Annotated in this window: 22 protein-coding genes; 8 read left to right on the top strand and 14 right to left on the bottom strand. The window is 63.7% G+C overall.

Annotation, left to right across the window (positions count from 1 at the left end):
• Positions 1–36: 36 nt before the first annotated feature.
• Positions 37–2,193 carry a TonB-dependent siderophore receptor gene (locus CFE28_06555; GenBank protein ID OYU69690.1) on the top strand — a complete coding sequence of 719 codons (2,157 nt, stop codon included), beginning with the start codon at positions 37–39 and terminating at the stop codon, positions 2,191–2,193.
• Positions 2,194–2,198: 5 nt separating this feature from the next.
• On the opposite strand, the gene CFE28_06550 is transcribed toward CFE28_06555, so the two are convergent.
• From CFE28_06550 to CFE28_06490, 13 genes are all read right to left on the bottom strand, one after another.
• Positions 2,199–3,437, bottom strand: coding sequence for an LLM class flavin-dependent oxidoreductase (locus tag CFE28_06550; GenBank protein OYU69689.1), 1,239 nt, complete (start codon positions 3,435–3,437; stop codon positions 2,199–2,201).
• A 105-nt stretch (positions 3,438–3,542) separates the two neighbouring features.
• On the bottom strand, positions 3,543–5,669 hold the full coding sequence (locus CFE28_06545) for a hypothetical protein (protein ID OYU69688.1): 2,127 nt from the start codon (positions 5,667–5,669) through the stop codon (positions 3,543–3,545).
• A gap of 129 nt (positions 5,670–5,798) precedes the next feature.
• A complete protein-coding gene (locus CFE28_06540; protein OYU69687.1) occupies positions 5,799–6,353 on the bottom strand; it encodes a hypothetical protein in 555 nt (184 codons plus the stop codon).
• A 110-nt stretch (positions 6,354–6,463) separates the two neighbouring features.
• Positions 6,464–7,015: an SCO family protein gene (locus CFE28_06535; GenBank protein OYU71590.1), complete on the bottom strand. Its 552-nt coding sequence runs from the start codon at positions 7,013–7,015 to the stop codon at positions 6,464–6,466.
• A 32-nt stretch (positions 7,016–7,047) separates the two neighbouring features.
• A complete protein-coding gene (locus tag CFE28_06530) occupies positions 7,048–7,503 on the bottom strand; it encodes a hypothetical protein (protein OYU69686.1) in 456 nt (151 codons plus the stop codon).
• A gap of 17 nt (positions 7,504–7,520) precedes the next feature.
• Positions 7,521–8,345 carry a thiamine biosynthesis protein ThiJ gene (locus CFE28_06525; protein OYU71589.1) on the bottom strand — a complete coding sequence of 275 codons (825 nt, stop codon included), beginning with the start codon at positions 8,343–8,345 and terminating at the stop codon, positions 7,521–7,523.
• Positions 8,346–8,407: 62 nt separating this feature from the next.
• A complete protein-coding gene (locus tag CFE28_06520) occupies positions 8,408–9,532 on the bottom strand; it encodes a thiamine biosynthesis protein ThiJ (GenBank protein ID OYU71588.1) in 1,125 nt (374 codons plus the stop codon).
• Positions 9,533–9,703: 171 nt separating this feature from the next.
• Positions 9,704–11,830, bottom strand: coding sequence for a TonB-dependent siderophore receptor (locus CFE28_06515; GenBank protein ID OYU69685.1), 2,127 nt, complete (start codon positions 11,828–11,830; stop codon positions 9,704–9,706).
• 135 nt (positions 11,831–11,965) lie between these two features.
• Positions 11,966–12,382: a hypothetical protein gene (locus tag CFE28_06510; protein OYU69684.1), complete on the bottom strand. Its 417-nt coding sequence runs from the start codon at positions 12,380–12,382 to the stop codon at positions 11,966–11,968.
• Between the two features lie 86 nt (positions 12,383–12,468).
• Positions 12,469–12,636, bottom strand: coding sequence for a DUF2256 domain-containing protein (locus tag CFE28_06505; GenBank protein ID OYU69683.1), 168 nt, complete (start codon positions 12,634–12,636; stop codon positions 12,469–12,471).
• Positions 12,636–14,165: a cryptochrome/photolyase family protein gene (locus CFE28_06500; GenBank protein OYU69682.1), complete on the bottom strand. Its 1,530-nt coding sequence runs from the start codon at positions 14,163–14,165 to the stop codon at positions 12,636–12,638. Before CFE28_06500 ends, CFE28_06505 begins: the two co-directional genes overlap by 1 nt.
• A 42-nt stretch (positions 14,166–14,207) precedes the next feature.
• Positions 14,208–14,798, bottom strand: a complete 591-nt coding sequence (locus CFE28_06495) for a hypothetical protein (protein OYU69681.1) — start codon at positions 14,796–14,798, stop codon at positions 14,208–14,210.
• An 11-nt stretch (positions 14,799–14,809) separates the two neighbouring features.
• On the bottom strand, positions 14,810–15,130 hold the full coding sequence (locus CFE28_06490; protein ID OYU69680.1) for a hypothetical protein: 321 nt from the start codon (positions 15,128–15,130) through the stop codon (positions 14,810–14,812).
• Positions 15,131–15,192: 62 nt separating this feature from the next.
• On the opposite strand from CFE28_06490, the gene CFE28_06485 reads away from it, so the two are divergent.
• From CFE28_06485 to CFE28_06475, 3 genes are all read left to right on the top strand, one after another.
• Positions 15,193–15,855 carry a peptidase S24 gene (locus CFE28_06485; GenBank protein ID OYU69679.1) on the top strand — a complete coding sequence of 221 codons (663 nt, stop codon included), beginning with the start codon at positions 15,193–15,195 and terminating at the stop codon, positions 15,853–15,855.
• A 161-nt stretch (positions 15,856–16,016) separates the two neighbouring features.
• Positions 16,017–17,435, top strand: a complete 1,419-nt coding sequence (locus CFE28_06480; protein ID OYU69678.1) for an MFS transporter — start codon at positions 16,017–16,019, stop codon at positions 17,433–17,435.
• 7 nt (positions 17,436–17,442) lie between these two features.
• Complete coding sequence (locus tag CFE28_06475) at positions 17,443–17,865, top strand: hypothetical protein (GenBank protein ID OYU69677.1); 423 nt, start codon at positions 17,443–17,445, stop codon at positions 17,863–17,865.
• A 108-nt stretch (positions 17,866–17,973) separates the two neighbouring features.
• Here the strand turns inward: CFE28_06475 and CFE28_06470 are convergent, their stop codons facing one another.
• Entirely contained in the window at positions 17,974–18,975 is a 1,002-nt protein-coding gene (locus CFE28_06470) for a nitronate monooxygenase (GenBank protein OYU69676.1), read from the bottom strand.
• 257 nt (positions 18,976–19,232) lie between these two features.
• Here CFE28_06470 and CFE28_06465 point away from each other — a divergent pair, with 257 nt between their 5' ends.
• The 4 genes from CFE28_06465 (at position 19,233) to CFE28_06450 (ending at position 24,788) form a co-directional block, all read left to right on the top strand.
• Complete coding sequence (locus CFE28_06465; GenBank protein OYU69675.1) at positions 19,233–21,764, top strand: hypothetical protein; 2,532 nt, start codon at positions 19,233–19,235, stop codon at positions 21,762–21,764.
• A 114-nt stretch (positions 21,765–21,878) separates the two neighbouring features.
• Positions 21,879–23,990 carry a hypothetical protein gene (locus tag CFE28_06460; GenBank protein ID OYU69674.1) on the top strand — a complete coding sequence of 704 codons (2,112 nt, stop codon included), beginning with the start codon at positions 21,879–21,881 and terminating at the stop codon, positions 23,988–23,990.
• Between the two features lie 84 nt (positions 23,991–24,074).
• Entirely contained in the window at positions 24,075–24,314 is a 240-nt protein-coding gene (locus CFE28_06455; GenBank protein OYU71587.1) for a glutamate synthase, read from the top strand.
• Positions 24,315–24,407: 93 nt separating this feature from the next.
• The gene (locus CFE28_06450) at positions 24,408–24,788 is read left to right on the top strand and encodes a hypothetical protein (protein ID OYU69673.1); all 381 of its coding nucleotides are present in this window, start codon (positions 24,408–24,410) and stop codon (positions 24,786–24,788) included.
• Positions 24,789–24,829 lie beyond the last annotated feature (41 nt).

Here is a 24,829-nt window from a genome sequence, read left to right as displayed (position 1 = left end):
ATTGCGACTTGTTCGCAACTAGCTTCGGAATATCAAATGCAGCCAGGTCGTCGCCTTCGTTGGGCCGCCTTAGCCCTGACCTTGCTGCCCTCGGCCCTATCCACAGCCCATGCTGAGGATGCGGCAGGCGAGGTATCTGGCGTAATCGTGACAGGTCGACATCCGGCAGCGGCCGCCTATCAGGTCCGCGCCGCCCGTTCCGCGACCAAAACCGACACACCGCTGATCGACGTTCCCCAGTCCGTTTCGGTCATAACAGCCCAGCAGGTCTCGGATCAGGGCGTCTCCGGAATTGGCGAGGCGGTCCGCTATACCCCCGGCGTCTTCGTCGCCCAGGGTGAGGGTAACCGCGAGACCCTGGTGTTCCGCGGAAATCCGACCACCGGCGACTTCTTCGTGGACGGCGTCCGCGACGATATCCAGACCTATCGCGACCTCTACAACATGGCGTCGCTGGAGGTATTCCGCGGGCCCAACGCCATGATTTTTGGCCGGGGCGGCATTGGCGGCGTAGCGAACCGGGTCACCAAGACGGCCGAATGGCAGGAAGCCCACAGCTTCAACCTGATGATCGGCGACACCGGGCAGCGCCGTATCAGCCTGGACCTCTCACACCCCCTGAACGACAGCATCGCCCTCAGGATCAACGGCGTCACCGAAGACAGCGAAAGCTATCGCAAGGGAGTGAAACTGAGTCGCTGGGGGATCAATCCGACCGCCTCTGTGCGGCTGGGTCCCGACACCCTGATCCAGGCAGGCATTGAGCACTTCGAAGACAGCCGCACAGCCGACCGCGGGATTCCGTCCCGATACCAGAACGCCTCCAGCCCGGTCGTCGGCCCCCTCCGTTTGGACCCTGGTCAGTTCTTCGGAGATTCAGCCAACAGCCCGACCTGGACAGATACCGACGCCCTGAACCTCTTCGTTTCCCATCAGGTCAACGAAGCGGTCTCCCTGCGGTCCCGTCTCAGGTTTGCGGCCTATGGCAAGGCCTACCAGAACATCTACGCCAACAATGTCGTCGACCCTGCCGAAACCCTGGTCGCCCTCGCAGCGTACAGGGCCTCCACCCAGAGGGAGAACCTGATCTCCCAGACCGACCTGGTGGCGAAGGCCAGGACAGGTCCGATTGCCCATACCCTTCTCGCGGGCCTTGAACTGGGCCGTCAGGTCACGGGCAATCAGAGGTTTGAAGGGCGCTTCGCCGGAAACGCGGCAACACTTACAGTGCCGATCGTCGCCTCTGACGGTCCCCGGCAGGTCTCCTGGCTCCAGACCGCCTCAAGCACGGACAATCACGGCATCGCCCGTGTTTCCGCGGTCTATGTCCAGGACCAGGCCGACCTGACAGATCATGTGAAGATCGTCGCTGGTGTGCGGTTCGAGCGGTTCATCACCGAGGTGGATGATCGGCGGCTTGTCGGCTTTCCGGCCGGCCAGCAGCGGCGCTTCAAGGTGACGGACGACCTCACCTCACCCCGCCTGGGCCTGATCATCAAACCCGCGCCCTCGACCTCGATCTATGCGGCAGTCTCAAGGACCTATCAGCCCAGGGGCGGCGATCAGCTGACCAGCCTCAGCCTGACAAACCAGAATCTGGAACCTGAAGAGTTCCACAATCAGGAGGTGGGCCTGAAGTGGGACATGCGGCCGACCTTCAGCGTGACGGCGGCCATCTTCCAGCTCGACCGCAGCAATGTCCTGGCCCTGAGCAATCCGGGAAATCCGCTTTCCCCCACCATCCCTGTAGGCAGACAGCGCACGACGGGCCTGGAAATCGGCGCTGCCGGGGCGATCACCGACACCCTCAACCTGGTCGCAGCCTACACCTACTCCGACGGCCGGTTCCTGGACGCCGTTTCAGGAACGGTTTCAGCTGGTAACCGACCGGCCAACCTGCCCATACACAGCGCATCTCTCTGGGCGCGGCGCCAGCTTACATCCAACCTGGCTGCAGCGCTGGGCTGGTCCCACCAGGGCGAAAGGTTCGCCAGCACGGACAACAGGGTTGAACTGCCCGCCTATGACCGACTTGACGCGGCCTTCTACTACAAGGTTTCGCCGGACATCTCGATCCAGCTCAACCTCGAAAACCTGACGGGCGCCCGGTACTTCCTCTTCGCCAACAGCAACAACAACCTCACGCCGGGGTCACCGTTTTCCGCGCGGATGAGCCTGACCGGAAGGTTCTGATCGCCCTAGCCCTCGGCTTCCGCCGCCTTGGTCAGGTCAGGTGCATTTGGGGAACGCATGGCCACGCCTCCGGCCATGCCCGCCTTCAGGGCCGCCGCTGCGCCTTCGTGGGACATGATCTTGCTCATGACGGCCTGACCGGCCCGTTCGAACCATTCGCGGTTGTCGATCACGTACTGCCGGGAGGTGCGATACCCCTCCAGCAGGCCGTTCACTTCCGGGATCACATACCGGGCGACCAGATCCCAGCTACGGGAGGTGTTCTCGCGGTTGGCCCAGTCGTGGACAAAGCCCAGCACAGTTCCAAAGCCGCCTGTAGAGACGATCATCTTGCGGATGGCGGCGATCAGGTCGTCAGGGGTTCCGATGACCGCCGCTGCCCCCGGCGCAAAAGCCGTCTCGTCCACAGCCTGATCCGGCGAGGTGAAGGGAACCGCGCCCGGACGCATAAGGGTCCCGACGGTGTATTCATTGTGCCAGTGCATCAGGCCCTTGCCGGCCTGGGCTCTCGCTTCTTCCCGGGTTTCGGCAATGTGCCAGGACATCAGGACCCGCCAGTCCTTGCGGTCGACGGTCTGGCCCGACTTGGCCGCCGCCTGTTCGGCAAAGCTCCACTGGGTGGGAAGCGCCGCCAGGCCCTGGTCCGAGTTCGAACCGATGGAAAGGACGCCCATCCCGTACTTGCCGGCCAGGGTCATGCCCGACGGACTGATCGAGGAGGCTGTCACCATGGGCAGCTCTTCCTGCAGGGGGAAGAGTTGCAGGCGGGCGTCCTGCAGGGTGAACCAGTCGCTCTTGTGACTTACCCGCTCGCCGGCGAAGAGGCGCTTGAGAACACCAATGGCTTCATCCTGCCGGTCCCGCTGGGTCATGGGATCAATGCCCAGCATGTGGGCGTCAGATGGCAGGGCGCCTGGCCCGGTGCCGAAGATCACCCGTCCCCGTGACATGTGATCCAGCTGAACCATGCGCTGGGCGATGGTGAAGGGGTGGTGATAGGGCAAGGACACCACGCCCGTGCCCAGCCGGATATTGTGGGTGTGCTCGGCCACGGCGGCCAGGAACAGCTCGGGAGACGCGATCACCTCCCAGCCAGTTGAGTGATGCTCGCCGACCCAGAACTCATCAAACCCCAGGGAGTCCAGCTGGGCCGCAAACTTGATGTCGTTGCGCATCTGCAGCATCGGGTGCTCGCCGATCGGGTGATGCGGGGCGATGAATGCGCCGAACTTCATGCGGGCCATGGGGGTCTCCAACCTGATGCGTTTTATCGTTGGCCATATCGATAATGCATCCAGCCCGGACGGGACCAGAGTTTTCCTGTTGAGCCGGAAGCGTGAACTGACTTCCTAAAGGAAGACCACCTTTCCCTCAGATCGATCCTCGCCCTCGTCGGCCAGCGCAGCGCGAATGGTCGAAACCATGGATGCCGGGTTGATCGGCTTCTCGATGACGCCGTCGAAGGTCCTGCCGGGCGCAGATACCAGGTCAAAATGGTCAGCCTCGGCGGTGAAGGCGAAAATTGGCGCCACAACACCGCGGGCCCGCAAGCGCTCACACGCTTCAATGCCGCCCATGACAGGCATTCTGATATCCAGAAGTATGGCGTCAAAAGCCTGTCGGGCCTCTGCCTCCAGGGCAAGGGCCCCGTCCTCCACCGCAACAACATCTGCCCCAAGTCGGACCAGGGTCAACCTTGCCAGCTCGCGATTGACGGGGTGATCATCTGCAAGAAGGATCCGGACACCTGCCAGGCCTGCATCGTCATCGGCCTGCTCAATCCGGGCGCCTGCGCCGACAAGGGCAGGCATTGCGGGAATTTCGAGCCAGAAGCAGCTTCCCTCGCCAAGGCGGGACTCCACCCCGATGGTTCCGCCCATGGTCGCAGCCAGGCCACGGCAGATGGCCAGACCCAGCCCGGTGCCGCCGCCGACGGACGTATCCCCGTCGATCTGGGAGAACCGCCGGAATATGCGGGCCTGTCCCTCTTCCGAAATACCCGCACCTGTATCGCGCACCTCCAGCCGGATTGTCCCGGCCTCCAGGTTCCGGCTCAGATTCACCTGCACGCTTCCCGATGCCGTAAACTTGACGGCATTGCCGATCAGATTGAGCAGGATCTGGGAAACACGGCTCCTGTCCAGCGAGAAGAGGCCGTCTCCGCCTTCCCTCACTGTCAGGCCAAGCTTCAGGCCCTTTGCGTCGGCCTGGAGCTCCAGGATATCGAGGGTCTGCTGGGCAAGTCCGGCGAGGTTGACCGGCGCAAGGTTCAGAGTGACCTGCCCCGCCTCCAGCTTTGAAAAATCAAGGATGTCATTGACGGTAGCCAGCAGGGCCTGGCTGGCCATGTGCACCCGGCCGATGTCCTGACGGATATCGTCCCCAACCGAAGGTCGCGACGCCGCAAGTTCCGAATAGCCGATAATGCTGGTCAAGGGCGTCCTGATCTCATGGCTCATATTGGCCAGGAATGCTGACTTTGCTGAGACAGCGTCGGCGGCCTCATTCAGCGCAGCTTCATAGCCTGTGACGTCCTGAAGGACGCCCACCAGGCTGACGATCCTGCCATTGTCATCACGTTGCACTTCGGCCTTGCCTTGGATGACCTTGACCGATCCATCCGCCGCAGGAACCCTGACGACGTACTCAAAAGGTTCGCCAGTTGTGAGCGCAGTGCGGAATTTCCGCCCCAGCTCCAGTCTGTCTTCAGACGAATGGAACTCGATGCCCTCGCCATAGACAGGATTGAAGGTCTCCCGGGTGACGCCATAAATATTGTAGACTTCGTCAGACCACTCCACGGTCCGCAGACCGGGCGTCACACGCCAGTGTCCAAGCCCCGCCATGCGTTCAGCCAGTCCAAGCAGGCTTTGCTTTTCGGAGAGGCGACGGGCCAGCTGCCTCACTTCGAACCCCCGGACGATCAGGCTCGCCAGGCTCCGCAGCCGTGTGAGCTTCCGCTCCGGTGGCCGCGAGCGCGCCTTGGTGTCGAGCACGCAAAGCGTGCCCAGATTCTGTCCGTTCCCGTCAGTCAGCACCGCGCCGGCGTAGAAGCGCAGACCGAGCTCGCCGGTAACCAGTGGGTTGGCGGCAAACCGCGGATCAAGGGTGGCGTCCTCCACCACCATAAGGCCATTCCTGCCCAGCTGGATGGCATGATTGCAGAACGACCATTCCCGGGGCGTTTCGGAGACCTTCAAGCCCGGATGGGCCTTGAACCACTGGCGGGTCTCGTCAACCAGCGACACCAGGGCCATCGGCGTGTCGAAAATCTCGGCTGCAAGGTCCGCCAGCTGGTCAAAAGTCTCTTCTGGCGGAGTGTCCAGAATTTCAAGGGCCCGCAGGGCGTCAAGCCGCGCCAGTTCCATCGACATAGCGCGGGTCCTCCCAAACATACGCAATCGAGGACTTGGTAGCACTACCCTAGTTAAGCATTTTCGATATTTCACAACCACTGGCGTGGCCGATGGTCGCATCACACCAAAGGCGTGGCTTGAATTCCGGCGGCCAGAGTCATGTCAGCAACACCGACCCGTATTTGGTCGGGCTTCCTGCCTGAAGGCAACGCCCTTTACCGGAAAGGCGAGCAGTACCGGGATATGGCGCTAGGCGCTTGCCGTGAGGGAGAGGGTGGGGCAAAGGGCGCCCGCCTTCAGGCCCGCAGCCTTGATTTCCCGCACCAGCAGTCTCTGCTCCAGGGCATTGACCACAAGGTCGGCCAGGATGCGCAGGCGATTGAGTTTGCGGTCTGTGGGGCGATATCTCGGCTTGGTGTCAATGACGCACAGCGCGCCAAGATTGTGGCCGTCAGCAGTGGTCAGAACGGCGCCAGCATAGAACCGGAACCCGTGGGGCCCGGCAACCAGAGGATTGTCAGAGAACCGGGGATCCAGCCTGGCGTCTTCCACCACCAGAAGACCTTTTGGGCCCATCTGCACCGCATGATCACAGAATGACCAGGCTCTTGGCGTTTCGGTCGCTCTCAGACCGTGACTGGCCTTGAACCATTGCCTGTCCTGATCCACCAGCGACACCAGGGCCATCGGCGTATCAAGGATTTCAGCAGCCAGATCCGCGAGATGATCGAAATGCTGCTCTGGCGCCGTATCCAGGACATCAAGGCCCCGCAAAGCGGCCAGTCGCGCTGTCTCATTGACCATCGGGTGTGTTTCCCACCAATTTACAATCAGCGGTTTTGATACACTAACGTGATGAATCAATTGGCAAGTTATGCAACTTCAGGTGCGGCGGATTGCCTCATCCGTCCGGTTCAACGAACAAGCTCCTTCAATCGGGGAACCGCAGACTCGGCGCTCACGCCATAGGCGATTGGCGCAACGAACCGGCCCTTGGCGTCAAACAGATAGACGGCGGTCGAATGATCGACGGTGTAGGATCCGTCGCTGGTCGGAACCTTCCTGTAGAACACCCGGTAGGCCTTCGCCGCCTCAGCAACCTGCGCCACGGTTCCGGTCAGGCCGCGGATCCTGGGATCGAAATTCGAGAGATAGGTCTTCATCGCCTCAGGGGTGTCCCTCTCCGGGTCCAGCGAAACGAAGACCACATTCATCCGGTCCGCATCGCGCCCCATCATGTCCAGCCATTGGGTCACAGCCGTCAGCGTCGTGGGACAGACCTCCGGGCAATAGGTGAAGCCGAAGTACATCAGGGTTGGTCGGCCCAGCAGGTCTTTATCCGTGACGGCCTTTCCAGACGTGTCGATCAGCTGGAATGGACCACCAACCCCGCTCGGGGGGGCGGAGACGCCTCCCGGATCAGCCCATTTGATCAGGCCATAGGCCCCACCCGCCGCCAGCAGCAGAACCAGGATCAGCACAAGGCCAATACGCCGGGTCACTTCGGCGCAGCCTGAATTGGCAGCGTCAGTCGCGTGGCGCCGGCCTTCTCAAAGTTAAGGGTCAGGGCAAGCTTGCCCCCGGCCGATAGCGGGCCTTTGAGGCCGATCAGCATGATGTGATAGCCGCCCGGCTTGAGGGCTACAGTGCCTCCAGCCGGAATCGCCAGTCCGCCATCGACCGGGCGCATACGCATGACACCGCCATCCATCGACATCTCGTGAACCTCTACCCTTGTCGCCTGGGTGGAAGCGCCGCCAATCAGACGGTCTGCAACTGCCCCGGTGTTGGTCAGGGTCATGTAGGCCGCGCCTGCTGCGGCGCCGACGGGCGCCGCGCGCACCCAGGCATTTTCCACCTTGATGGCCGGCCTGGTCGCGGCGTGAGCCAGGGCGGGAGGGGCAGCAAGGCATGCCGCAATGAGCAAGGCGCGACGGGTCAAGATATTGAACATATTCAGGCTCCTGGAAATCAAACTGATAGGACTGGAAGGGCTCGCGCCCGGGCGACCAGTGCAGAAAACATGTCCCTGAGAGGCCCCCCGATCGCCGGGTCCGTGCTGGCCAGGGTTCCACCCTTGAACGGCGGCTCCGGGCTGTATTCGGCCTGCAGCATCAGCGCTTCGGCGTAGGGGCGTCCCCGCAGGATCTCCACCACGGCCAGCGCGAAATCCAGACCTGCGGAGACCCCGGCGCCGGTCACCAGATTGCCGTCAATGACCACCCTCTGGTCCACAGGCGTCGCCCCGAAGTGATCAAGGGTGTTTCGGACAACCCAATGCGAAGTCGCCTTCCTGCCCTTGAGCAGGCCTGCAGCCCCCAGAACAAGTGACCCGGTGCAGACGCTGGTCACGGCGCGGGCGCGCTTGGCGCGATCCCGCAGGAAGGTCAGCACCTTCTGATCCGAAGCGGCCGCCAGAGTTCCCGCCGTGCCTCCCGGAACAAAGACGACGGTCAGGTCTTCCGGGCAGTCCTTGAGGGTCATGGTCGGAGCGATCGCGAGTCCCAGGTCGCTGACAACCGGGCTGAGGTCGTCCTGGGTCGTCACCAGATGAACCTTCGCGCCCATCATGCTGGCGAAGAAATAGTGTGGCCCTACCAGGTCCAGGGCTGTGAAGCCCGGATAGAGCAGCATGGCCACTGTCTCATGGCCATGCATGTTCATGCCCGGAACCGCCATCAGCCGCAGATGCGCACTCACGGCCTGATCCTCCGCGCTGTCCGCAGCAGGCTCTGAAGCCTGGGCCATGGCCTGCTCGAGGGCCAGGAAGGGGGCCAGCAAGGCCGCGCCCGCCATGCCGGAAATCAGGGTGCGTCGATCATTCGACATGTTGAAATCTCCTCTGGTTTCCGGGGCGGCTACTGGATTGCAAACGGGTCATGGTCAGCATTGTCGCTCCACTGGTATTCAAGGCTCCTGGCCAGTGCGCTCGCCCGGTCCTTGCCGTAGATTTTCGCAACCAGCCCCAGCGCCATGTCCGTGCCGGCGGAGACGCCGGATGAGGTGACGTACTTGCCGTCTTCAACCCAGCGGGCGCGCTTGATCCAGTTGACGCTGGAGTCCTGGCTGGTCGCCATGGAGAAGAACATCTTGTTGGATGTCGCCCTGCGGCCCTTGAGCAGTCCTGCCTTGGCAAGAAGCGCTGATCCCGTGCAAACCGATGTGGTGAACTCGGTGGTCTTGTCCTGCTGGCGCAGGAAGTTGAGATAGACCGGATTTTCCAGCTGGGCCGTGGTGCCAATCCCGCCGGGCGCCATCATGATGTCCAGCTTCGGCGCCGTATCAAACCCGTACTCGGCCACGACACTGACGCCTTGGGCCGACTGAACCGGGCCAGCTTTTTCAGCGATCAGGACAACCTGGAAATCGGGAACATTGGCCCACATTTCCACCGGGCCGAACACGTCCAGAACCTCAAATCCGGGATAGAGCACGACGCCGATAACCTTCTTCGAGGTCGTGGGCGGCGCAGCGCTCACCGCGGCCAGCTGCGCGCCGTCCTTGGTCCCGGGATCAAGCGCCGCCTTCACATAGGCCGCCCTGCCAGCCTTGATGTGCGCGGCATACTCCTGACGGTTGGAAACGCCATCTCCGTCTGCATCGCCGTCAGCGGACAGGAACCGGTCCAGGCCGAGGGCCAGGCTGTAGTCCCCCCGAAGCGGCGCCCCGAAAGAAGTCGTCATGGCGTTGAACGCCTTGAACGAGCCCTGCCCCAGCAGGGCATAGCCCGTGCTCACCCCGCCAACCGTCGGATAGGCTTTGGCCAGTCTCTGGGTGTCGGCCGTGGCGCTGGCCAGGGCCTGGGCGTAGGCGGCGGCCACATCCCCGCTGCGGACTCCGCCAGAGGCGCTCAGATCGAGATCCGGGGAGGAAAGGACCTGGGCGACCAGGGCCATCTCATCAGAGTCCAGCAGGCCATTCGCCTTGCCGGTGGCGTCCAGATTGCCATCGGCCTTGGCGGGATCGAACCTCACCCCGCGCATGGCGGCGTCAAAGTCCACGGCAATTGGCGCTCCGGCGGCCAGGGCTGTTCCCGCACCGATGAAGACCGAAAGGCTGGCGGCCAGCAGGAGGGTCGCAACCCGCCTCAGCCAGATAGGTTTCAGGTCAAATGTCACTTGCTGTCTCCTTGCAGGGGGTGAGGCTGGTCGCCCCTAGAACTTGGCTCTGAGCGTGATGAAGGCCGAACGCGGCTGGGTCGGGGCGACCACCGCCCGGGCGAGATATTGGTAAGGCTCATAGGCGTCGCTGTCGGTAAGGTTCACCACCGAGAGCGACAGGCTGGTCCTTGGTCCAAACGCGTAGGACGCCTGGGCGTCCACAAGGGTTGATCCGCCCACATGCAGGCTGTTTGGCAAGGTCAGTTCCCGGTCGGAAACCGCCGTCAGGCCGCCGCCGATCTCCAGGCCCTTCAGCACCTGCGACTGGAAGCGATACCTCAGGGCGATCCGACCGGCATTCTCGGGTGTCCGTGTCAGGCGATCGCCAACCGGCAGGAGGTTGTCCTTGCTGACCTCGGCCTCTGTATGGGCGAAGGTGGCGAGCACTGACAGAGCAGGGTTCGGCTCATAGACCAGATCAAGCTCGAAGCCCTTGGCCTTCTGTTCCCCGGTCTGAAGGGACGCAAAGGGGTTCGCCGGATCAGGCGTGCTCACATTCTGACGCGCCACCTGATAGATCGACGCCGTGCCGGTCAGACCCCTGATCGGCGCCGTGAACTTCAGTCCCGCTTCATAGGATTGCGAAGTCTCGGGCTTGGGATCCGTCAGACCAAACGAGGCCACAAGTCCCTTGAAGCCCTCTCCATATCCGGCAAAGGCGGAAATTCCCGGGGTAATCCTGTAGGTGGCGCCAATTCTGGGCGTCACGCGGCTGTAGGACTTGTCGGTGTTCACAAATGGAACGCCGCCGCTCACATAGCTGCTGGTGATGTCGAGAGAGGTCCACCTCAGGCTCACCGTCACATCAAGGTTTTCGCCGATGCCGACCTGGTCCTGCACATAGACCGCCGCACTGTTCATGCTGTCTACCTGCCGGTCGCTGAGCACGGGCGCCGCACCAAACGTCGGATTGGTGGTCCGGTTGGCGTAGTCGACCACGCCCACAAAGCCGAAGCCGAGGCCTGCGGAATAGTCTGCCTTGTCATAGTCGACGCCCAGCAGGATCTCGTGAGCCACAGGCCCCTCGCCCGCCTTGCGCAGCAGGCTCGCTGTCAGGAAAGTCTGGCTGACCTTCGTGGGCAGGGAAGCAGAGGCGAAGGCATAGACCGTTCCCGCAATCGGAGCGCCCGTGAAGGGGAAGGTCGAGAACTCCTCGAAATGACTGTTATAGCGCCGGGCCGTCAAAGTGCCTTCCCAGCGATCAGTGAACCGGTGAGTCAGGGTCGCCGTCAGAAGCTTGTTGTCGATGGTCGTAGGCGGCGCATCTTCAGCGCCGGCAAAGGCGAAGCGGTCGACGGAAGCCTGATTGATGAGGGCATAGGGCAGCCCCGCATACTCCTGTTGCTCGATCCGTGTGACCTGTCCGCGGAGGGTCAGGTGGGTGTCGACGCCGAGGTTCAGGCCAAGGGTCGGATAGATGGCGTAGCGACGGCTGTCCACGGACCGGATGGCGCTGTCGGCCGCCTCATAGAACCCCGTAAGCCGAAATCCCGCGCCATTGTCCGACAGGGGCAGGTTGAAGTCCCCGTCGAGGCTGCGGGTGTTGAAACTTCCGGCCCTGAGGCCCAGCTCAAAGCTTCGGGTCTGGCCCGGGTCGCGCGAAACCAGATTGATCAGCCCCGCCAGCGGCGCGCCGGTTCCGCCGCCATAGAGTGTGCTTGCCGGCCCCTTGGCCACCTCAACCCGCTCGACATTGATCAGGGAACCCGGATCGACTGTCCCGCTCGGCAGGCCGTAAGCTGGCAGGCCATCGATGTAATACGAGGCCTCAAATCCGCGAACCTTGGGCGCCTGGAGCACGATCTCGGAAATCGGCGCCGGCGCGACCCCTGAAATGTTCACAAGGGCCGCCGAAACGGTCTGAAGATCCTGCTCTTCGATGAAGGTCCGGGTCAGACTTTGAATGGACTGCGGAATTTCTTCCGTGGGCGTTGCTGTGCGGGTGGCCGTCGTCGCCGTCGGGGCGGCGAAGGTGTCCCGCCTGCCCGCGACGACCACTTCGCTGACCCAACTGTCAGTCCGGCCAGCGGACTTGTCGGCGATCTGGGCGAAGGCGGGGGAAGCGCTGGCGAGCAGCGCGGAACCAACAAGCATGCTGCTGGCGAAAAGATATGACTTCATGGCTCTGATCCTGTGGCGGCCAGCACCCTGGCGACCGAAAATTCATGACTTTGAATGACGTGTCGGCGCGCAGGACCTCGCGATCAGGCGAAGGCATGGCGCACACGCGGACAGGACCGAAGCGGCCTGTCGGGGTCAGAGCAGGATTGGCGGGCCGGTCTTGGGCGGCGGCGGGGCGGCGAGCCCCAGGCCAGGTCTTTGGGCCGGCGAAGACGACGCTGATGCGAGGTCGGAATAGACCGCTGCCCCCGCCTCAATCACCAGGTCGGACGTCAGGGTCGCGGTTGCGACGGTCGCAAAGGCGCAGGGATGTTCCCCGACCTTGCTCTTGCCGTGGTCATCCGCAGGCGGCTTCACCCGGTTGCCAGACGAGTCGATCAGAACCTCGACCGCGCCCTGGGGAGAACAGATCACGATCCGCGAACCGCCCGCCTCAGAGCCAGGCGCGACCATGAAGCCCGCCGGGATCAGAACGCGGATCATCACCGCCAGCATCGCCATGGTCATGGCGAGCCGCGAGAACCTTCCGTTCATCGCACCGGGATTGCCCATGGCCCCGCTCTAGAACCGAAGTCCGCGTCGAGTCCAGAGGCAGATCAAATCTGCATCCGGCCGCTTCAGCGCCTCGCCTGGCTCACCTATGACCTTGGAGAGGTGGGCTTGCGCCGGAGATCGCCCTTGCAGCGGTCCGAGCAGGTCTTCACGTTTTCCCAGTCCCGGGCCCACTTCTTGCGCCAGTCAAAGGGTCGTCCGCAGGCCAGGCAAATCTTCTGCGGCAGGTTGGACTTGGTGTAGCGCTTGTCCATCAGAGCTTCGCCAGGAAGGTCGCTGCACTGTCGGCAATCCTTCCCTGCTCGTCGGGACTGAACCTGTCATAGGTCCGGACCATCTGGGCCATGCGGGGATTGGACCCGATCTTTTCCCGGCTGCGGGCGATGAAGTCCCAATAGAGGGCATTGAACGGGCAGGCCCTGGGACCGGTCCTCTGCTTCACGTCAAAGGCGCAGGTTCCGCAGTAGTTGGACATCCGGTTGATATAGGCGCCGCTGGCTGCATAGGGCTTGGACGCCAGCAGACCCCCGTCAGCGAACTGGCTCATCCCCACCGTATTGGGCAGCTCCACCCACTCATAGGCGTCGGCATAGACGCTCAGGTACCACTCATGCAGGGCGTGGGGGTCAATCCCCGCCAACAGGGCGAAATTGCCGGTGACCATCAGGCGCTGGATGTGATGGGCATAGGCGTGATCCCGGGTCTGGGTCACGGTCGCCCGGACACAGGCCATATCCGTCTCCCCCGTCCAGTAGAAGTCCGGCAGGGGCCGGGTGTGGTCGAAGAAGTTGCTGGTCTCATAGCCCGGCATTTTCAGCCAGTAGATGCCCCGGACATACTCCCGCCAGCCAATGATCTGCCGGATGAAGCCCTCGGCGGCGTTCAGGGGCGCCTTGCCTGCGCGATAAGCCGCCTCGACCTTTCGGCAGACCTCCAGCGGATCAAGAAGGCCGCAGTTCAGGTACTGGGCGATGACCGCATGATAGAGGAAGGGCTCCCCCGTCAGCATGGCGTCCTGATAGTCCCCGAACTTCGGCAGGGCCTGATCCACGAAAGCCGTCAGCGCCGCCTCCGCGTCTTCACGGGTGACCGCAAACCAGAAGGGCGCAAGGCTGCCGAAATGGTTCGCAAACCGCGCCGAAACCAGGGCCAGCACCTCCTGGGTTATGGCGTCTGGCTGGCAGACCCTGGGCCTGGGCATGAATAGGCCAGCCTCAGCGGGCTTGCGGTTGTCGGCGTCGAAATTCCACTGACCGCCCACCGGCTGGTCGCCGTCCATCAGCAGGCCGGTCCGGCGGCGCATGTCCCGATAGAAATACTCCATCCGCAATTGCTTGCGGCCTTCGGCCCAGCTGCGGAATTCGGCATGTGAGCACAGGTACCGGTCGTCGGGCAGGATCGTGACCGGAAGACTGAACCGCTCGGCCCAGCCCCGCATCATCTCCGCCACCCGCCACTCCCCGGCCTCGGTGACCAGCACCTGTTGGGGTTGATGAGCCGCAATGGCGGCGGCGACCTGGTCGGTAAAGCTTCCGCTGTTGTCCGCCGCGTCCAGCTTCACATAGTCCACCGTCCACCCCAACCCCCTCAGCTCTTCGGCGAAGTGCCGCATGGCCGAGAACAGGAAGGCGATCTTCTTCTTGTGGTGGCGGACATAGCTGGCCTCGTCCTGCAGTTCGGCCATCAGCACCCGGTCGCGCGCCGGGTCTCCAGCGGCAAGGCTCGACAGGGTCGGCGTCAGCTGGTCGCCAAGGACGAGGATCAGGTTTCGGACGGGGGACATGGGACGAAGGGCCTATCACGGGTTGTCGAGGGACTGGGCCCCTCAGTTGGTTCTAGCCGGCGAATTTTCGGAACCTTGTTCGTCTGCCATCAGGTCCAGCGCCACCAGCAACAGGCCCTCCAGCCGCGCTGCCTGAACGCCATTGGCTGTCGCCTCCCGCGGAGTCAGCTCGGCGCCGCAGATCTGGTCACAGGCCGCCACCAGATCCCCCTGCCCCTTCACCATGGCCCGGAGCATGGCCAGCCGTCGGGCGCTGGCCGCCCTCGCCTCGCCCACCGACAGGGCGTCGTGATCGCGGCCGCCGCCGGGAACCATGTTCAGGCTCGATCCGATCCGCGCCGCCCCCTCGGCCCGTCGCCAGGCTCGGCCATAGCGCTCGCCCACCAGCTTCTGGGCAGGGTTCAGCCGACCCTTTCGGGCCAGCCAGTCCAGGCCAGTCAGGCGCCGGACGGGACCGGGCCGTCTTTGGGCGCCCAGCTGGACCACCAGGGCGGCGCCCCGGGCGCGGGATAGGGCGGTGGTCTCCGCCACGCCGGCTGCAACCTCACAGGACTCGCGCCGGGCGCGATCCCTTTGGTCGAGCTGGATCAGACGCGCCCTTTCGGGGCGTGCAGGGTTGTAGGGTCTGGGCATGGATTGGCTCCTCAAACAGTCGGGGGCGTCAGGGGAAGGCAGATGGCGGACAGGCCCTTGCCGAGGGTCCGCTCGGAGAAACTCCAGAAACCGCCCTGCGCCATGACGGCCGCCACATGGGCGTCATGGCGCGCAAAACTCGGCAGCTGGGGCCCGCCTTGCTTCCGTCTTCGGAAGACCTTTTCAAGCCGGCCTGCGGTCAGCCCGTCGAGGCCGAGCTCGGCACGGGCGCGATCAGGGTGCGTCCCGATCTGACGTAGGACAGCGTATTCTTGGGCATGTGGCCGCCGAGGGAGGGTGTCGTGTTTCATGATGCAGACTGTATAGAACATACAGTGAACACGCAAGGAAAAGGTGTAGTTTACATACAGCGACAAGTCTGGTCCTATGCCCCATGGACGATCGCTTCCAGCGCCTGCGCCATGCGCGCACCGAAAAGGGCTTCGACACCGCCGCAGCTGCGGCGGACTCCTTCGGCTGGAACCGCAACACCTATGCGTCCAACGAAAACGGCAACGCCCCCTACTCCTATCGCAAGGCCAAACTCTACGCCGACGCCTTCGGAGTCCGCCCTGAATGGCTCTATGACGCCTCTGGCCCCATGCGCGCCGGCGGCCCCTTTCTTGTTGGCGGTCAGGGCGGGATGGTTCGGGTGAAGGGCATGGTGGGCGCAAATCCGGACGGAACCGTCCTCTTCGCAACCGGTCAGGAAGGCTGGGATCTGGCCCCTATTCCCCCTGGCGGCACGGAAAATGCCGTAGCCCTGCAGGTCAGCGGCCATTCCATGCGCGGTCTGGCCGATGACGGCGCCCTGATCTATTTCGAGGATCAGCGGACCCCGCCGACACCTGACATGCTGGGTCAGATCGTCGTGGTTGAAATGGAGACCGATGAGGTCCTGGTCAAACGCCTCCTGCGCGGCAGCGAGCCCGGACGCTTTGACCTGGAAAGCCTGGCTGGCCCGACCCGGCATGACGCCCGCCTGCGTTGGGCCGCCCACATCACCGCCATTATTCCCCCCTTCCAGGCCCGCCGTATCCTGGTTCGGGGAGGTTAGGAGACGCCTTCATAAGTGTATTTTATATACACTTTCCGTCCCTCACCTCAGGGGGCTAGACTGGCCCATATTTCGCGTCGCTTTTTCCGGGTCCTTTTGCATGGTGCCTTTTCACGTCCCCACGAGGCCGGTCCTTGAGCGACGCTGATCCAGAGCCCCCCATGGATGATCCCCGGGCCGCCGTCGTCCGGGGCTGGATCGTTCCGGCCATTATCGGCTCGGCCATGCTCATGCAGACCCTGACGGCGACGGTCATTTCCAACGCCCTGCCGACCATGGCCAGGTCCCTGCACGAAGACCCCCTCAGCATGAACCTGGCCATCACCATGTTCCTGCTGGCCTCGGCCGTCTTCCTGCCGGTCAGTGGCTGGATCGCCGACAGGTTCGGCGCCAAGCGCATCTTCATGATCTCCATGGTCCTGTTTGCTGCAGCCTCCATGGCCTGCGGTTTCGCCCAGAACCTGAACCAGCTGGTCGCCGCCCGCCTCTTCCAGGGCATGGCCAGCGCCATGATGGTGCCGGTCGGCCGCCTGGTCCTCCTGCGAACCACGCCGAAGTCAGAACTGGTCGGCGCCATGTCGGTCCTGACCATGCCGGCCCTGCTGGGTCCCGTCATCGGCCCCGTCCTGGGCGGCTTCATCGTCACCTATTGGGACTGGCGGTGGATCTTCTTCATCAACCTGCCCATCGCCATTCTTGGGGTCGCCCTGGTCCGCGCCTATGTGCCCAATGTGAAGGAGCAGGCCGTCTCGCCCATCGACCTCACGGGCATACTGCTGACCGGCATGGGTCTGGCCGGCCTCATCTTCGGCTTCGAGAACCTTGGCCGCGGCGCCCTGCCCCCCGGCGTAGTGGCGGCCCTGTTCCTGCTGGGCGCAGCATCCCTCGGCCTCTATGGCCTGCACGCCAGGAACAACCCCCACGCCATCATCGACCTCAGCATCTTCCGCCTGGAGACCTTCCGGGCCTCGGTGATCGGCGGCGGATTCATGCGGGTCGCCATGGGCGCGACGCCCTTCCTCCTGGCCATGCTTCTGCAGATCGGCTTTGGCATGAACGCTTTCGCCGCCGGCCTGATGACCTTCATCAGCGCCGCCGGAGCCCTGGTGATGAAGACCGCCGCCCCGCCTATCCTGCGACGCTTCGGCTTCCGCACCGTGCTCAGCGTCAACGCCGCCATCGTCGCCGTCAGCTTCATGGCCTATGGTCTCTTCAAGCCCACGACCCCTCATATGGTCATCATGGCCGTCCTGGCGGTTGGCGGCTTCTTCCGGTCCCTGCAGTTCACCAGCCTCAACGGCATGGCCTTCGCCGAGATCGACCAGGACCAGATGAGCCGCGCCTCCACCACCTCATCCATGGTCCAGCAGCTGGTCCAGTCCATCGGCGCCGGCATGGCCGCCACCATGCTTCACCTGCTCATGGTCGCCCATCACCAGACGACCATCACCGCCGAAACCATCGCCCCGGCCTTTGTCATCATGGGCGCCATAACCTTCATCTCGTTCTTCTTCTTCATCCGCCTGCCAAGGAATGCCGGCGATGAGATGAATGGACGGGGCCTGGTGGAAAGCCGATAACGCCCCCATGAAAAGACGTCGCCTGATCGACCTGCCCGGCATTGCCGACCTGGAGCAGAAGGCCCTGATGAAGCCGCGCTATGCCGACGCCGACGCGGCTTACGAGTTTCCCGAGATCAACGAATGCTCGGTCGCCATATTCGGCCTCACCGCCGATCAGGCCGACGATGTCCCGCGGCCTGAAGGCTGGGACCGCATGGAACGCAAGCCGGTGCGCGACCAGATCGCCGCCTTCGACGCCGAGGGCTGGGACGTCACCGACGAAAAGCTGCGTCCTCTAAGGATGTTCAGTCATTTCAACGTCCAGCTCTGGATGGCCGTACGCGGGGTGGCGGGAACCCTGCCCTTCCAGGCGGAAGAGGATGAAGGGGTCGCCATGACCGCCAACCTCGCCGCCGAGGCCGCCAAATTCCGCAAGTCCAGGGACTAGAGCCCGACGCGATAAGTGGGAACCGGTTATCGCGACAAGCGTGCTCTAAGCCTTTTAATCAGAGCGGGGATGGAGGGACGGGTCTGACCCCATCCCTCCCCGTAAGTCCTAGGCCGCCGTCAGCACCGCGCCGGTCGTCAGCGCCGTCTTGGCCGCAAGTTCGGCCTTGGCGGCTTCGTATTCAGAAGCCAGACGATCCACCAGCTCGCCAGCCGTCGGGATCGACTTGACCGCGCCAATGCCCTGGCCGCAGCCCCAGATGTCCTTCCAGGCCTTGGCTTCCTGATTGCCGCCCGAACCGAAGTTCATCTTGGACGGATCGGCCTGGGGCAGGTTGTCGGGATCCAGACCCGCCCGCTCGATGGACGGCCGCAGATAATTGCCGTGCACGCCGGTGAACAGGTTCGAATAGACGATGTCATCGCCCGAGCTTTCGACGATCATGTCCTTGTAGCCCTGCACGGCCCGGGCTTCCTGGGTCGCGATGAAGGCTGACCCGATATAGGCCAGGTCAGCGCCCATGGCCTGCGCGCCCAGAACGGCCCGGCCGTTGGCGATGGCGCCCGACAGGGCGATGGGGCCGTCAAACCACTCGCGCAGTTCCTGGATCAGGGCGAAGGGCGACAGGCCGCCGGCATGGCCGCCAGCGCCGGCCGCCACGGGGATCAGGCCGTCAGCGCCCTTTTCAATGGCCTTGCGGGCGAACTTGGAATTGATCACGTCGTGCATGACGATGCCGCCATGTCCGTGCATGGCCTGGTTCACGTCTTCCCGGGCGCCCAGTGAAGTGATGGTCACCGGCACCTTGTACTTCACGGCCAGCTCCACATCCTCTTCAAGACGGTTGTTGGTCTTGTGCACGATCTGGTTCACGGCGAAGGGTGCCGAGAGGCGATCTGGATTGGCCTTGTCCCAGGCCGCAAGCTCTTCCGTGATCTGGGCCAGCCATTCGTCCAGCTGGCTCACCGGCCGCGCATTCAGCGCAGGGAAGGATCCGACAATGCCGGCCTTGCACTGGGCGATGACCAGCTCGGGACCCGAAATGATGAACAGGGGGGACGCAATCACCGGGATGCGCAGGCGGGAAGAGAGAATCGAGGGCAGAGCCATGTGAAATCCTGGGGTTTGTTCTAATCTTTACAGCGTACACACACCAAATGGCCCGCCGCAAGACCACCGACCTGTTAATGCCATTTTAGCCGAATGGCCGGAGCTTCCAGCCTGTAGTTCACAGTGCGCCGTAACCCAAGGCAACGAACCTCCCCCGCTCGCCCCTGACCTGCGTCGACAGACCCGCGTCACTGGTGTTCGTTCAAGCCTTAAGTTGCGAATTTTATTGCCAATTTAAGCTTGTACCGGCGGCGACCATGACCCTAGACCTGAAGTCTGTCCTTCACTCCAAACTGGCCTATGGAGGCATTGCGGCGATCAGCCTGGTTCTGATCGGCGGCGTCTTCGCCAAATCGGCGGTTGATGTCGGCCAGGCCAAGGCCCGTTTTCGCGCCGACCAGCATGAGGTCTCCCTGGGGGTCAACAAGGACCTCGAAGGTGAGTTCAACCAGATCTATCAGTCCCTGCGGACCATCAGCTACCTGCCAAGCGTCCGCAAGATCAGCCGCCATGGCGAAAACCTCGACGCCGACGGCCTCCAGTCCATCCAGGCCCTCTACAACAACCTGGCCAGTAATGTGGCCGTGTCAGAGGTCTATGTGGTCCCGGCCGATCTGGACCCCGACAAGGTCGACCCCACAACCGGTCAGCCCGAAGTCCCGACCCTGATGTTCGACACCCTGATCACTGGGGCGGCCCCGGCTGCAGAAGTCGAAGAGGCCTCCAGCGGGCCTGAGCTGGAAGAAACGGAGATCCACGAATATCACCTCTTCCAGGAGCAGATGGTCTGGCTGAAGGTCCAGGCGGGCGACATCAGCAAGATCGATGGCCTGAACACCCCCATGGTTTCCGGCCCATCAGTCATCACCTGCGACAACACCGACTACGCCAAGACCCTCAACGACGCTGACCGCCGGGGCCTGCTGTTCTCCGTCCCCTTCTATGGACCAGACGGGAAGTTCAAGGGCGTCATCGCCGCCATCATCCGGGACAACGCCATCCGCAAACTCCTGCCAGCCAGGGAGTTCGCGGTCGTCAACACCACCTATGGAGTCTACCTGCCCTCGCAGGGCGGGGTGAGCTCCAAGGAAACCGGCGATCTGGCGCGTCAGGGCAAGGCCGACGCCTCGGCCATCTATTCCGAACTCCTGGCCCTCAAGGTGAATGATCCAAGGTCAAAATGGCTCGTTTCCGCCAGCGCTGCGGACGCCAGCTTCTACAAGGGCTCGGCATACAAGGCGGTGAAGACCTTCCAGTACGCCGCCATCCTGGCCATCCTGATGCTCGCGGGCATGGCCTGCGCCGGCGTCTGGTCCCTGCAGCGGACCGCCATGGCCAGACAGAAGACCGAACAGCGCAGGCTGGAAGACGAGGCGGTCCGCCTGAAGGCCGCCGAGGAACAGGAGCAGGTCGTCGACGCCCTGACCCAAGGCCTTTCCGCCCTTGCAGCCGGCGACCTGACCACCCGGATCGAAGACATCTTCCCCGGCGCCTATGAGCGTCTGCGCGATGACTTCAACGCCGCCACCACCCAGATGGCCAGCGCCAGCGCCCAGGCCCGGGCTGACGCCGCCGCAGAGCAGCAGTCCCTGGTCGACGCCCTGGGACAGGCCCTGGCCGCCCTGGCTGACGGGAATCTGGCCACCCAGATCCATCAGCCCTTCGCCGCCAGCTATGAGCAGTTGCGACTGGATTTCAACCGGGCCGCCAGCCAGATGGCCTCCTCTGACGAGCGCGCCCGCACCGAAGCCGCCGCCCAGCAGCAACACCTTGTGGATGTCCTGGCCAGGGCGCTCTCCAGCCTTGCGCAGGGCGACCTGACCGCCCGCATTGTCGAGAACTTCCCCCCGGCCTATCAGCGGCTCCGCGAAGACTTCAACGCCGCTGTGGAGGCCATGGATCGGTTGATCGCCTCCATCGGCGAGACCACCTCTGGTGTGGAAAGCGGCGCCACCGAAATCGCCCACGCGGCCGACGATCTGGCCCGCCGAACCGAAATGCAGGCCGCCTCCCTGGAGGAAACCGCCGCGGCCATGGATGAGCTGACCGCCACTGTCCAGCAGACGTCCACGGTCGCCCAGTCCGCCCGGCAGTTCGTCGCCGAGGCCAAGGAGAACGCCCTGCATTCCGGCGAGGTGGTCACCCAGACGGTCGCCGCCATGGGCTCGATTGAAGAGTCCTCCCGCCAGATCACCCAGATCATCGGGGTCATCAACGAGATCGCCTTCCAGACCAGCCTGCTGGCCCTCAATGCCGGGGTCGAGGCCGCCCGCGCCGGCGAGTTCGGCCGTGGCTTCGCGGTTGTCGCCTCGGAAGTGCGCTCCCTGGCCCAGAGGTCATCCGACGCCGCCAAGGAGATACGCGACCTTATCGAGACCTCGGGAAGCCTCGTGGGCAAGGGTGTGGCCCAGGTCAACGACACTGGCGCAGCCCTGCGCAGGATCATCGACCAGGTCACCCATATCGACACCCTGATCACCGACATCGCCGGCTCCGCCCAGGAACAGGCCTCGGCCCTTTCCGAGGTCAATGTTGCGGTCAACCGCATGGACGACATGACCCAGCAGAATGCCGCCATGGTCGAGGAAACCACCGCCGCCTCCCACATCATGCGCGGCAACGCCAAGGACCTTTCGGGCCAGATCGGCGGCTTCAGAACCACCCGGGCCAGGCCGGCTGTCGCTTCGCCGCAGCTACAGGCCCAGCCTCCGGTCAGCCGCAAGCTCCCGCCCCGCACCCAGGGCGCCCTGGCCCTGAATATCGACCAGGACGGCTGGGAAGAATTCTAGTCCCGATAGCGGCCCGCGCAGCGTTCGCCACCGCAGGATGCGGTATCATGATATTTAGCAAGTCTTAGCCAAATCGCGGGACCCTCACGTCCAGTTGAGGACTAAGGGGTTTCCATGGCCATCCGGATTGAACAAGGGACCCGCTGGCTCGGCGGGCTGCTGATCGCCGCAACCCTGGCATCAGGGGCGATTTCATATGTCGCCATGGAGCAGGTCAGGGTCGGGGGCGGGAAATTCCAGCTGATCTCCGACGCCAAGGACTTAACCGCCGACATCCTGCCGCCGCCGCTTTATCTGGTGGAGTCCCAGCTGGCGGTTCAGGAGATCATGGCCGATCCAGCCGGCGCCCTCACCGAAAATGGTCCGAAGCTCGCAGGCCTTCACAAGGCCTATCGCGACCGCCTCGCCCACTGGAAGGCCAAGGCGCCGCCTTCGGAAATCGGTCAGGTCCTTTTCGGTCCTTCAGACGCCGCCGCACAGACCTTCTGGAAGCTTGTGGATGAGCAGTTCCTGCCCGCCGCTAAGGCCGGCGACGCAACCCGGATTCATCAGGTCGGCGCCCAGATCACTTCGGCCTATCGCGACCACCGGAAGGCCGTGGACACCATGGTTCCGGCCCTGGACGCCTATACCCGAGCTGAACTGAAGTCCGCTGAGGACGCCGTCACCCTCAGCCGCCTCATCCTCTTCCTGGCAGGCGCCCTGACCAGCCTTGCAGTCTATCTGGGTGTCCGCACGGTCAGCAGCCGGGTTGTCGCGCCGATCAAGGCCATCTCGACCTACATGTCGAACCTGGCCTCTGGCGACTTCAGCCGACTGCCGCCCTTTGCCGACCGCCAGGATGAAGTTGGCGACATGGCTCACTCCGTGGAGAACTTCCGGCAGAGCGCCGCCCAGCGGCAGGCCCTCCAGGCAGAGCAGGACGCCCAGAGGGAAGCCGCCGCCGCAGAGCGCGCCGAGCATGAGGCCGCTCAGCAGGAGCAGGACAAGATTCGCAGCCGGGTCATCAGCGAGATCGCCGACGCCCTCTTCCTGGTGGCTGAAGGCCACCTGATCATCCGCCTCGAAAACCCCTTCCCGCCCGAATACGAAAAGCTTCGTGGCGATTTCAACAGCGCTGTGGCCGCCCTGCAGAAGCTGGATGAAGACAAGCATGCCAATGAGCAGTCCCTGCTGGAGGCCGATCAGGTGCGCAGCGATGTTGTCACCAGCCTTGCCCGAAGCCTCGCCGAAGTCGCCGCAGGCAGGCTTACCGTGCGCCTGACCAGACCCTTCCCGGCGGAGTACGAACAACTGCGGCAGGACTTCAACGCTGCGCTTGACGCCCTGGACAATCTGCTGTCGAGCATCGCCTCGTCCACCGCCGCCATGGACGAAGGCGTCATGGATATCGCCGCCGCAACCGATGATGTGGCCCACAGGACCGAACAGCAGTCTGCGTCCCTCAGCGAAACCGCCGCCGCCTTTGACGAACTCACGGCGACCGTCGGCCAGACCTCCCTGATCGCCCAGGAAGCCCGCCAGTTCGTCGCCCAGGCCAAGGATGGCGCCAACCAGTCCGGAAGCATTGTTGGCCAGGCCGTGTCGGCCATGAGCGAGATTGAGTCCTCTTCCAGGCAGATCACCCAGATCATCGGGGTCATTGACGAGATCGCCTTCCAGACCAACCTGCTGGCCCTCAATGCCGGGGTCGAAGCCGCCCGGGCCGGTGAAGCCGGTCGCGGCTTTGCCGTGGTCGCCTCCGAAGTCCGGGCCCTGGCCCAGCGTTCGGCTGACGCCGCCAAGGAGATCAAGACCCTGATACGCGCCTCGGAAACCCAGGTTTCCAGCGGGGTCAGCCACGTCAACGCCACGGGCCAGGCCCTGAACGATATTGTCGATCAGGTGGCCCGCATCGACGCCCTGATCTCCGACATCGCCGCCTCGGCCCAGCAGCAGGCCGCAGCCCTGTCGCAGGTCAATGAGGCGGTGAACCAGATGGACCAGTCCACCCAGCAGAATGTCGGCATGGTCGAGGAAACCCGGATCACCAGCCGGGCCATCCGGCAGAAATCCGAAGTCCTTCGCCAACAGATCCAGGGTTTCGAACTGAGCTCGTCACGGTCGAGCCTTGTGACCTTCGCCGTGGAAAGACCAGAGCCCCAGACCGGGCGGCTGGCGACCCATGGCGCCCTGGCCCTGGCGCCCTCCATTTCCCACGTCACCGACGACTGGGACGAATTCTAGGTCCCACCAAATCTCACGTGGCTATTGAGGTTCACGCAAGGGGGGCTCAAACTCCCCTTGCAGACAACCTTCAGGGATACCGCCATGACCGCCCCCGTTCGCGCCGCCGACACCCCCTTCGCCATCGATGTGGAAGAGGGCAAGGACTACTGGTGGTGTTCCTGCGGCCTGTCGGCCCGCCAGCCCTTCTGCGACGGCAGTCACAAGACCACCGACCTCACCCCGGTCAAATACACCGCTGAAAAGACCGGCAAGGCCTTCTTCTGCGGCTGCAAGGCCACCGGCAAGGCGCCCCTCTGCGACGGCAGCCACAACGCCGGCTAGGGCGCCGGACCCGCACAAATCCATCCGAGCTTCGGATATTCCGACAAGCGGACAGTCGTTTCGGGTCATCTGACAGGAAGGAGCCATTCAGGCATGTCCGTCACCACGCGCCAGCTTCAACTCCTCCTCGCCTCGGTCTTCTTCATCCTGGGCGGCTGGTGTCTGATTGCGCCCATGAGCGTTGTCGCCCTGTGCATCCGGCCGGAATTCCAGTCGGACGCGCCCCTGGTGCCGATCCTGGTGGGGTGCTTTGGCAGCCAGGCCCTGATCGCCGGCCTGTTTGCGGCCTTTTCCAGATTTACCCGGACCACATTCCTGGCCTACGGGATCGGCCTCCTGCCCTTTTTCGGGTTTGACGCCTGGTTCTATTTTGTCCGGCCCATGCTGACCGAAATCGGCATGCTCGATCTGGTCGGCAATGTCGTCATGCTGGGCGTCTGCTGGCTCGGCTGGCGGAAGGCTGACCCGGCTTGATTGCCCCCCTTGCCGCAATCCCCTCGGCGGGATAGCCAAGC

This window comes from Alphaproteobacteria bacterium PA2 (assembly GCA_002256425.1).
Lineage (GTDB): Bacteria > Pseudomonadota > Alphaproteobacteria > Caulobacterales > Caulobacteraceae > Phenylobacterium.
This window is presented reverse-complemented; position numbering and strand designations above follow the sequence as displayed.